Source organism: Streptomyces sp. CBMA156 (assembly GCF_014596515.1).
GTDB lineage: Bacteria > Actinomycetota > Actinomycetes > Streptomycetales > Streptomycetaceae > Kitasatospora.
In genome coordinates this window covers 1-10,416 of the sequence record NZ_MSJQ01000094.1, presented here as the reverse complement: position 1 = coordinate 10,416, position 10,416 = coordinate 1, and the positions used below count along the sequence as shown (strand labels likewise).

The 10,416-nt window shown below is 73.6% G+C and carries 9 protein-coding genes; 2 read left to right on the top strand and 7 right to left on the bottom strand.

The window, feature by feature from the left end; all coding sequences use genetic code 11:
• Window positions 1–14: 14 nt before the first annotated feature.
• The 7 genes from BU198_RS08170 to BU198_RS08140 form a co-directional block, all read right to left on the bottom strand.
• Window positions 15–1,283 (bottom strand): serine/threonine-protein kinase, encoded by a 1,269-nt coding sequence (locus tag BU198_RS08170; RefSeq protein ID WP_188296174.1) that lies wholly within the window; start codon window positions 1,281–1,283, stop codon window positions 15–17.
• Between the two features lie 59 nt (window positions 1,284–1,342).
• Window positions 1,343–2,329, bottom strand: a complete 987-nt coding sequence (locus BU198_RS08165) for an ABC transporter substrate-binding protein (RefSeq protein WP_188296173.1) — start codon at window positions 2,327–2,329, stop codon at window positions 1,343–1,345.
• 55 nt (window positions 2,330–2,384) lie between these two features.
• Window positions 2,385–3,137 carry an amino acid ABC transporter ATP-binding protein gene (locus BU198_RS08160; RefSeq protein WP_188296175.1) on the bottom strand — a complete coding sequence of 251 codons (753 nt, stop codon included), beginning with the start codon at window positions 3,135–3,137 and terminating at the stop codon, window positions 2,385–2,387.
• A 53-nt stretch (window positions 3,138–3,190) separates the two neighbouring features.
• On the bottom strand, window positions 3,191–4,189 hold the full coding sequence (locus BU198_RS08155; protein WP_188296172.1) for an amino acid ABC transporter permease: 999 nt from the start codon (window positions 4,187–4,189) through the stop codon (window positions 3,191–3,193).
• Between the two features lie 108 nt (window positions 4,190–4,297).
• On the bottom strand, window positions 4,298–5,245 hold the full coding sequence (locus tag BU198_RS08150) for an ABC transporter substrate-binding protein (protein WP_188296171.1): 948 nt from the start codon (window positions 5,243–5,245) through the stop codon (window positions 4,298–4,300).
• Between the two features lie 13 nt (window positions 5,246–5,258).
• The gene (locus BU198_RS08145; protein ID WP_188296170.1) at window positions 5,259–5,813 is read right to left on the bottom strand and encodes a GNAT family N-acetyltransferase; all 555 of its coding nucleotides are present in this window, start codon (window positions 5,811–5,813) and stop codon (window positions 5,259–5,261) included.
• Complete coding sequence (locus BU198_RS08140; RefSeq protein WP_188296169.1) at window positions 5,810–6,970, bottom strand: LLM class flavin-dependent oxidoreductase; 1,161 nt, start codon at window positions 6,968–6,970, stop codon at window positions 5,810–5,812. Before BU198_RS08140 ends, BU198_RS08145 begins: the two co-directional genes overlap by 4 nt.
• A 660-nt stretch (window positions 6,971–7,630) precedes the next feature.
• On the opposite strand from BU198_RS08140, the gene BU198_RS08135 reads away from it, so the two are divergent.
• Window positions 7,631–8,584 carry an amino acid ABC transporter permease gene (locus tag BU198_RS08135; RefSeq protein WP_188296168.1) on the top strand — a complete coding sequence of 318 codons (954 nt, stop codon included), beginning with the start codon at window positions 7,631–7,633 and terminating at the stop codon, window positions 8,582–8,584.
• Window positions 8,581–10,416, top strand: a 1,836-nt coding sequence (locus BU198_RS08130; RefSeq protein WP_188296167.1) for an FAD/NAD(P)-binding protein, incomplete at its 3' end; no start/stop codon positions are given. The genes BU198_RS08135 and BU198_RS08130, both read left to right, overlap by 4 nt.

Here is a 10,416-nt window from a genome sequence, read left to right as displayed (position 1 = left end):
CCGGCGGCCCGGCCTCAGCCCTGCGCGCCGCCGCCGAGCAGCACCCCCAGGACCGGGGCGAGGGCCCGCGCCCGGCCCGGGCCGAGCCGGGCGACCTCCCGCTGCCAGTGCGCGAGGTCGCGCCGCACGTCCGCCCTGGCCTCCGGGGTGGCGCCCGGCACCTGGGCCAGCTCGTCCAGCAGGGCGACGGCGGCGCCCGGGCTGCCGTCCCCGGCCAGCCAGAGGGCCAGGTCGTGGCAGGTGCGCAGGGTGCGCGGGTCGTCCGGGCCGCAGATCCGGGCGAAGTCGGGGACGAGTCCGGTGAGGATCTGCACCGCCTCCGCCGCCTCGCCGGCCTCGCCGTACCGCCACGCCTGGTCGGCCCGCCGGCGCAGCTGCTCCGGGCTGGGGTCGCCCGGGAGCTGCATCCCCTCCCGGACGCCGCGCAGCCGCTCCAGCACCTCGCCGGCGGAGGCCGGCCGCTGCTCGGGCCGCTTGGCGAGCAGCCCGGCGATCAGCTCGGCGAGCGCCGGGTCCTTGCTGCGCACCCGGGCCGGGACCTCCTCCAGGTGCTTGTACATGTACTCGGCGGCCGAGGAGGCGTGGAACGGGCGCGCGCCGGTGGAGACCTGGTGGAGCATGATGCCGAGCGCGTAGAGGTCGGTCCTGCCGTCCACCGCGCCGCCGGACCAGCACTCGGGCGCCAGGTACGGGACGGTGCCGACCACGTTGCCGGTGGAGGTGAGCCGGACGGTCTGGGTGACCAGCCGGGCGATGCCGAAGTCCAGGACCCTGGCCCGCTCGCCGTCCTCCTCGATCATCACGTTCTCGGGCTTGATGTCCCGGTGGACGACCCCCGAGCGGTGCGCGGCGTCCAGCGCCTTGCACACGTGGCGCATCCAGCGCAGCGCCTTCCGGTGGTCCGGCAGGCCGTCCTTGAGCACCTCGGACAGCGCCCGGCCGGGGACCAGCTCCATCACCAGGTACGGGATCCTCACCTGGCCGGTCTCGATCCACCCGTAGTCGTACACGGTGACGATGTGCGGGTTGCTGAGGCCGCCGGCCGTCTGGGCCTCGCGGACGAACCGGCCGACCGCCTCCCGGTCGGTGGCGTGCTCGGCGAGCAGCACCTTGATCGCGACCTGCCGGTGCATGACCGGGTCGGTCGCCCGCCAGACCACGCCGAAGCCGCCCCTGCCCAGTTCCTGCTCCAGCCGGAAGCGACCGCCGAGCACCGCGCCCTTCTCCATGCCCTTCCCCCAACTCGACCGCACCCGCTCGGCGTTCGCCGGCGGAGGGGTCACCCTAGTCCCGGCTGGAGGCGAACGGGTGAACGAGCCGGGGCCGGCCCGGCCCGATGCCGTCACGGCTTGGGCTTGGGCAGCCCCTGCGGGTTGATCTCGGAGCTCTTCACGGCCTCGTTGTCCAGGCCCCAGCGCTTGAGCACCTGCCCGTACGTGCCGTTCCTGATCAGTTCGTCGAGCGCCCCGTTCAGCGCCTTGACCAGCCCGTTGTCCTTCTTCGTGGTCGCCGCGATCTTGCCGAGGACGTCCGCGCCGCCGCCCGAGTAGGTGCCGACGACCTCGGTCTCGCCGGTCTGCACGGCGTGGAAGGCCAGGCTGGGGTTGGGGCCGGCGAAGACCTCGATCCGGCCGGAGGAGAGCGCCAGGTAGTACTCGGTGCTCTGGTGGTACTTGATGTCGATCGGCTTGAGGCCGTTCCGCACGTTCTCCTCGCTCCAGGAGATCAGCAGCTTCTCCTGGTTGGTGCCGGTGGAGACGCCGACCACCCTGCCCGCGAGGTCCTTGGGCCCGGTGACCTTGAGGCCGCTGCCCTTCTTCGCCTCGAAGCCGAGGATGTCCAGCCGGTAGGTGGCGAAGTCGTACTTCTCCTTGCGGGCCTCGGTGACGGTGATGTTGGACAGGCCGACGTCGTACTTGCCGCTGTCCAGGCCGACGAAGATGTTCTCCCAGGAGACCGGGTTGAACTCGACCTTGAGGCCGAGCACGTTGCCGACCAGCGAGGCGATGTCCGGTTCGACGCCGATGATGGTCCTGTCGTCGTTGGCGTAGAAGTCCAGCGGCGGGGTGGTGCCGATGGAGTCGACCACGGTCAGCGTCCCCTTCCGTCTGATCTCCTCCGGGACGAGCGCCGCGATCGCGTCCACTTTCGGCGTGGTGACCCGGTTCTGGTTCGGCGAGAGGTTCACCGCCGTGCCGTCCGGTGCGGTGGTGCCCTTGGCCGCGGCGAGCTCCGTCCCCCCGGTCGAGCCGCTGCCGCAGCCGGCCAGGACGAGGGCGGCGGCGAGGGCGCCGGCGGCGGCCACGAGGGCGCGACGGGGTAGGGACATGGCGTGACTCCTGTTCGGTGAAGGGGACTTGACGGGATTGCGGGGGCGGCGCGGGTCAGAGCACCTTGGCCAGGAAGGCCCGGGTGCGCTCGTGCCGCGGCCGGTCCAGGACCTCGGCGGGCGGGCCCTGTTCGACCACCACGCCGCCGTCCATGAACACCACGCTGTCGGCGACCTCCCGGGCGAAGCCGATCTCGTGGGTGACCACGATCATCGTGGTGCCGCTGCGGGCCAGGTCCTTGATGACGTCCAGCACCTCGCCGACCAGCTCGGGGTCGAGCGCCGAGGTGGGCTCGTCGAACAGCAGCACCTTCGGCTCCAGCGCCAGCGCCCGGGCGATCGCCACCCGCTGCTGCTGCCCGCCGGACAGCTGCCGGGGGTAGGCGGCGGCCTTGTCGGCCAGTCCGACCCGCTCCAGCAGCGCCAGCGCCGTCGCCCTGGCCTCGGCCCTGGGACGGCGCAGCGCGGCGACGGGTGCCTCGACCAGGTTCTCCAGCACGGTGAGGTGCGGGAACAGGTTGAAGTTCTGGAACACGAAGCCGATGCCGGTGCGCTGGCGCAGCACCTCGCGCTCCTTGAGCTCGTACAGCCGGTCGCCGGAGCGCCGGTAGCCGATCAGCTCGCCGTCGATGGCGACGTGGCCGCGGTCCAGCTTCTCCAGGTGGTTGATGGCGCGCAGCAGGGTGGACTTGCCGGAGCCGGACGGGCCGAGCACCACGGTCACCGAGCCGGCCGGGACGTCCAGGTCGACGCCGCGCAGCACCTCCAGCCGGCCGAAGCTCTTGTGCAGGCCGCGGACCTGCACCATCGGGGTGGCCTGCGCCGGGTCGGCCGGGGTCGGTTCCGGCTTGGTCAGGGTGGTCACGGCTGTCCTCCGGAGGTACGGGCGGCGGCGGGACGGGTGCGGTCGGGCAGGCTCCGGGCGAACGCCAGGACGCGCTGCCACGGGGTGGGCGGCGGGGTGCGCCGGGCGCCGCGGGCGAAGTGGCGCTCCACGTAGTACTGGCCGATCGAGAGCGCGGTGGTCAGCAGCACGTACCAGACGGTGGCGACCATCAGCAGCGGCACCACCCGGCCGGTCCGGCCGTAGACGACCTGGGCCTGGTAGAAGAGTTCGCCGATGGCCATCACGTAGACCACCGAGGTGCCCTTGAGCAGCGAGATCACCTCGTTGGCGGCGGCCGGCAGGATGCCGCGCATGGCCTGCGGCAGCACGATCCGCCAGCCCTGCCGCCAGGGCGGGATGCCGAGCGCGGCGGCGGCCTCCCGCTGGCCGGCGTCCACCGCGATGACACCGCCGCGGATGATCTCGGCGGCGAACGCGGCCTGGTGCAGCCCGAGGCCGAGCACCGCCGCGCCGAGCGCGCTGAGCACTCCGACGGTCTCGAACTCGCCGAAGGTCGGGCCGAACGGGATGCCGAACCCGAACCGCTTGTACAGGTAGGAGAGGTTGAACCAGAACACCAGCTGGACGATCAGCGGGATCGAGCGGAACACCCACACGTAGGCCCAGGCGATGGACCGCAGGATCGCGCTGCGGGACAGCCGCATCGCGGCCACCACGGTGCCCAGCAGGAAGCCCAGCAGGGTGCCGTAGACGGTGAGTTCGAGGGTCCGGCCGATCGCCCGCAGGATGGTGTCGGCGGTGAAGTAGAGCCGGAAGGTGGCCCAGTCCCAGCCCGGGTTGGTGGCCAGGCCGTGGGCGAACTGGGCGAGGACGACCAGCGCGGCGAACCCGGCGGCCCAGCGCCAGGGGTGCCGGGCGGGGACGGTCCGCAGGCCGTCCAGTTCGTCGAGGTCGGACGCGGCCGGGGCCGGCCGGCGGACCGGGGCCGCCGGGGTCTCGGTGGTGACGGTCATCGGGGGTCTCCTCGGACGGGGCCGGCACTCGGTCCGGCCTGCGCTCGGGTGTGCCGGCGCTCGGGCCGGCCTGCGCTCGGGCGTACCGGCGTTCGGGCGGGCCGGCGCTCAGGTGTGCTCGGGCGGGCTGATCTGCGACTCCTCGATCGCCGATTCGGCGACCCCGTACTTGCGCAGGATCCGCTCGTACGTCCCGTCCTTGATCAGCTGGTTGACCGCCGCCTGGAGCGCCGGGGCCAGCTTCGAGCCCTTCTTCAGGGCGAAGCCGACGTCGAGGCGGTGGAACTCGCCCAGGAAGCGGGTCCCCGAGGCCTCCTGCGCGGCCTGGTGGCGCAGGCCGTTGATGGTGGACATCTCGATGTCCACCCGGCCCTGCTGGAGGCTGGTCAGCACGGCGCCGCTCTCGCTGAACGCCTTGACCTCGTAGGGCTTCTTCCCGGCGTCGGCGCAGATGTTCTTCCGGCTGTTCAGGGTGGTCTCGAAGGTGGTGCCGGCACCGGTGCCGACGGTCAGCCCGCACAGCTGGAGCAGGTCGGTGACCGGCTGGATCGCGGTGTTGTCCCGCTTCACGGCGAAGCCCTGGCCGTCGTCGATGTAGGTGACGAAGTCGACGGTCCTCAGCCGGGCCGTGGTGACCCCGAAGTTGCCGGTGCCGACGTCGAACTTCCCGCTGTCCAGGGCGGGCAGGATGGTCTCGAAAGCGGCCGCCTCGCGCTGCACGGTCAGGCCGAGCAGCTTGGCGACCGCGTCGCCGAAGTCCACGTCGATCCCGGCGGGCTTCCTGCTCGCCTGGTCGGAGTAGAACGCGCTGGGCGGCGCGCCGAAGGACGAGCCGAACTTCAGCGTTCCGCCCTTGCGGAGCTCCTCGGGCAGCAGCGCGGCGGCGGCCTCCGACTTCGCCAGCCCGGCGACGACGTCCTCGGTGGCGGTCGCGGCGGGACCGCCCGCCCCCGCCGCGCCCGCGATCTTCGGGTCCGATCCGCAGGCGGCCAGGGCCAGGACCGGCAGCAGGGCGGTGGCCGCGAGCAGGCGGCGGCGGGCGGTGGTGGTTCTCACGGGGCGGGGCCTTTCAGGAGGTCGGCGCCGAAGCGGTCAACTGCGGCTCGGAGAAGGGTGGTTGCCGCTCCGGCAGCCACCCCTGCGGCAGCCGCTTCGCGAAGGCGAGCGGGCCGATGGTCAGGGGATCGGCCGAGACGTCGAACAGCGGGGTGTAGCCGGCCGCCAGGTAGAGGTTCCTGGCCTCGGGCTGCCGCGGCCCGGTGGTGAGGTGGATCCGGGTGTAGCCGGCCGTGGCCGCCGTCCGCTCCAGTTCGGCCAGCACCCTGCGGGCCAGGCCCCGGCGGCGGTGCGCGGAGTGCGTCCACATCCGCTTCACCTCGGCGGTGTGCTCGTCGTAGCGCTTGTACGCGCCGCCGGCCACCGGTTCGCCGCCCTCCAGCAGGAGCAGCAGCACCCCGTGCGGCTCGGCGAAGGCCTCGCCCGGGTAGCGGGTCATCTCCTGGTGCGCCTCGGGGCCGTACCGGGTGACGTACTCGTGGGTGAGCTCGCGCAGCAGCGGCTCGACCAGCGGATCGTCGATGGCGACCCGGCGGAACCCGGCCGCGGGGCCGGCCGCTGCGCTCACGCCTGCACCGCGATCAGCTGGTGGCGGTCGCGCTCGGCCTGCTCGGCCCTGGCGGCCTCGGCGGCCCTGGCTGCCTCGGCGGCCTTGGCGGCGTCCCGCTTGGCGACCTCCTCGCGGACGATCGGGATGACGTACCGGCCGAAGTCGATCGCGTCGTCCAGCAGGTGGTAGCCGCGCGCGGAGAGGATGTCCACGCCGAGGTCGTGGTAGTCGAGCAGCGCCTCGGCGACCGTCTCCGGGGTGCCGACCAGCGCGTTGGAGTTGCCCGCCCCGCCGGTGGCCGCGGCGGTCGGGGTCCACAGCGCGCGGTCGTAGCGCTCGCCGGCCTCGGCGATCTCGATCAGCCGCCTGGACCCGGCGTTCTCCGGGGTCGTTCCCGGCCGGTCGGCGCCCCGGCGGGCCCGGATCGCGGCCACCGTCCGGTGCGCCTTCTCCCAGGCCAGCTCCTCGGTCGGCGCGATGATCGGCCGGAACGCCACCTGGATCCGCGGCGTCTCGCTGCGCCCGGCGGCCCGGGCCGCCTCCCTCACCCGCTCGATCTGCTCGGCGGTGCGGGCCAGCGGCTCGCCCCAGAGGCAGTAGATGTCCGCCTCGGCCCCGCCGGCCGCGTAGGCCGCGTCCGAGGAGCCGCCGAAGGAGACCGCGGGGCGCGGCTGCTGGACGGGGAAGACGTCCGAGACGAAGTCCTCGAAGCGGTAGTGCGGGCCCTCGTGGTCGAAGGGCTCGTGGCTGGTCCAGGCCTTCTTCACGATGCCGATGTACTCGCGGGTGCGCTCGTAGCGCTGGTCCTTGGTCAGGAAGTCGCCCTCGCGCCGCTGCTCGTGGTCGTTGCCGCCGGTGATGAAGTGCACGGTCAGCCGGCCGTCGCTGATCCGGTCGAGCGTCGCGAAGGTCTTGGCGGCGAAGGTCGGGTAGGAGACGTTCGGCCGGTGCGCCAGCAGGATCTGCAGCCGGTCGAGGTGCGAGGCGAGGAAGGCCGCCGCGGCCGCCGGCTCCGGGGCGCCGGCGGCGTACGCGAAGAGCACCCGGTCCCAGCCGTGGTCCTCGTGCGCCCGGGCCAGCCGCAGGGTGTAGTCGCGGTCGAAGGCGGCGGTGGTGCGGGCGGTGGTCTCCGAACCGTCGCCGGTGGCGGCGATGCCGAGGAATTCGACGGGCATGGCGGAACCTTTCGGGTGGGCGGAAGTCCGGCGGGCCGCGGGTGGGCAGGACCGGAACCGGCCGCGGCGGGGCGGCCGTCGAGCACGTGACGGTGACGGTGACGGAAGGGTGGCCGGGCGGGGAGGGAAGTCACGGAATGCCGGAGTGCGGTGCGGACTTCCGGGCGGCAGAGCGTGCCTGACGTGTCGTCAGATACGGACGACGGATTCCGGCCCGCGACGGGGCGATCCGAGGGAGGATCCCCCGAGGCGGTCAGCGCCGGGCGGGATCAGGAGGCCGGACGGGCGGCTCGCTGCCGGGTCAGCCGCGACACGCCGCGGACCACACCCGACCGAAGTCGATGTGGTCGCGGGTGACCAGGGGCTGCTCGGCGTACATGGGCTCAAGTTGAACAGCCGCCCGAGCCGTCCGTCAACCGTCCATCATTGCCGCACTGTTGCGATCTCCTGTCACTTTTCCGACGGCCGTCGAACGACCGCTTCCGGCCCCTCGACCACCCTTGACAGCCGTCGATCGCGCATGCGTACGATCACGGAGGAGTGCAGTGCAACCGGGCCGGCCGCGTTGAGGGACGCGGGCCGGCCGCCCAGGCCGTCCGTACGTGACCACCGCCGTACCCGCCCGCCGCCCGCACTCCCGCCACGCCAGGAGCCTGAGCCATGGCCACCCCGCAGGACGTCCTGCCCGCCCCCTCCGCACACGACCACCCCGCCGCGCCGCCCGCCGCCGAGGCCCGGATCGTCGCCCGCCGCAAGCCCGGCCAGTGGGCCGCCGCCGGCGTCGCCCTGCTGCTCGCCGCGATGGCGGTCAACTCGGTGATCCGCAACCGGGCCTTCCAGTGGAGCGTGGTGGCCGACTGGTTCACCGCCCGCTCCGTACTCGACGGGCTCGCCCTGACCCTCTGGCTGACCGCCGTCACCCTCGCCCTCGGCTTCGTGCTCGGCACCCTCCTCGCCACCATGCGGCTGTCCACCAATCCGGTGCTGCGCACGCTGAGCTGGAGCTACATCTGGGTGTTCCGCTCCACCCCGCCGCTGGTCCAGCTGCTGTTCTTCTTCAACATCGGCGCGCTCTACCCGACCCTCGGCCTGGGCATCCCGTTCGGCCCCGAGTTCGTCACCGTCAAGACCGTCAACCTGATGGGCCCCACCCTGACCGCCGTCATCGGACTCACCCTGCTGGAGACCGCGTACGCCGCCGAGGTGATCCGCGGCGGCATCCTCTCCGTCGACCGCGGCCAGCTGGAGGCGGCCGCGGCGCTCGGGATCGGCCGGTGGCGGGTGCTGCGCCGGATCGTGGTGCCGCAGGCGATGCGGGCGATCGTGCCGACCGCGGGGAACATGCTGATCGGCGCGCTCAAGGGCACCAGCATCGTCAGCGTGCTGGCCGTCTCCGACCTGCTCTACTCGGTGCAGCTGGTCTACCTCCAGTCGTACCAGGTGATCCCGATGCTGATGGTCGCCACCATCTGGTACCTGGTGGTCACCACCCTGCTGTCCATCGGCCAGTACTACGTGGAGCGGCACTTCGCGAAGGGCGCCACCCGCGAGGGACTGCCGCCCACCCCGCTCCAGCGGGCCCGCGCGGCCCTCACCAAGGTGGTGCGGGCATGACGGACCTGGTCATCGTCGGCGCCGGCCCGCGCGCCACCGGACTGCTGGAGCGGATCGCCGCCAACGCCGCCGAACTCCTGCCCGCCGAGCGGCCGTTGGCGATCCACCTGGTCGACCCGTACCCGCCGGGCGCGGGCCGGATCTGGCGCCACGACCAGTCCCCGCTGCTGCGGATGAACTCGATGGCCGAGGACGTCACCATGTTCACCGACGAGCGCTCCACCCTCGAAGGGCCGGTCCGCCCCGGCCCCTCGCTCGCCGAATGGGCCGTCCGGCAACAGGAGTTCGCGCCCTACCGGGAGGCGGCCGACCCGGCCGTCCGGACCGAGCTGCGCACCCTCGCGCCCACCGACTTCCCCACCCGCCGGGCCCAGAGCGCCTACCTGGACTGGGTGTTCCGCCGCGCCGTCGCCGACCTGCCGGCGCGCATCACGGTCACCGTCCACCGCGACACCGTCCGGCGGATCGACGGCCCGGCGGACGGCCCGCAGACCGTCCACCTCACCGACCGGACCCTCACCGCCGACCACGTCGTGCTCGCCCTCGGCCACCTCGACTCCACCCCGCACCCGCGCTTCGCCGCCGACGCCGAGTTCGCCGCCCGGCACGGCCGCTTCCACCTGCCGCCCGCCTACTCCGCCGACGTCGCCGCCGAGCTGGCCGGCCTCGCCCCCGGCGAGCAGGTGGTGCTGCGCGGCCTCGGCCTCGCCTCGGTGGACCTGGTCGCCCTGCTCACCGAGGGCCGCGGCGGGCGCTTCGAACCCACCGGGGACGGGGCCGCGCTGCGCTACCTGCCCTCCGGCCGCGAACCGGTGCTGCACCTCGGCTCCCGGCGCGGCGTCCCGTACCACTCCAAGACCGGCTACCCCCTCCAGGGGCCGCGCGCCCCGCTCCCCCGGTACTTCGACGCGGCCGCCGTGGACGCCGTGCTCGCCACCGGCGGACCGCTCGAACTGCGCCGCGACTTCTGGCCGTTGATGGCCAAGGAGGTCGGCTTCGGCTACTACCACGAGCTGTTCCACGCCCACCCCGAGCGGACCGCCCTGTCCTGGCCCGAGTTCCTGGCCGGGTACGACCGGCACGGCTGGTACTCCCCCGAACTCGCCGCCCTGGTCGCCGAGGCCGTCCCCGACCCGGCCGACCGGATCGACTTCGAGCGGCTCGACCGCCCGCTGGCCGGGCTCGAACTCGGCTCCGACGAGGAACTCCAGGCGTACCTGCGGGAGTACGTCACCGCCGACGCCGACCGCCGCGCCGACCCCGCGCACAGCGCCGACCTCGGCGCCTTCCTCGCCCTGCTCTCGCTGTTCGGCCAGCTCCCCCGGCTGACGGCCGGCGGCCGGCTCACCGCCCGCTCGGTCGCCGAGGAGGTGGACGCGTGGTTCTTCGGCTACTTCAGCTACCTCGCCTCGGGCCCGCCCGGCTTCCGGCTGCGCCAGCTGCTCGCCCTCTCCGAGGCCGGGGTGGTGCGCTTCCTCGGCGCGGACGTCCGGATCGAACGGGACGAGGCGAGCGGCACCTGGCGGGCCTCCGGCAGCACCGTGCCCGGCCACCACGTCACCGCGACCGCCCTGGTCGAGGCGTACCTGCCCAAGCACGCGCTGGCCCGCACCCTCGACCCGGTGCTGCGCGAGCTGCACCGCACCGGACGGATCGTCGAGGAGGTGGTCACCGACCCGGACTACACCCACCGCTCCGGCCTGGTCACCATCGCCCCCGCCGACAGCCGGCTGCTCGACCCCGCCCTCGGCGGCGCCCCGCACCCGCGCCGCACCGCGCTCGGCCCGCACACCAGCCTGCGCGCGGCGGCGGCGTTCGCCCGCCCGCGCACC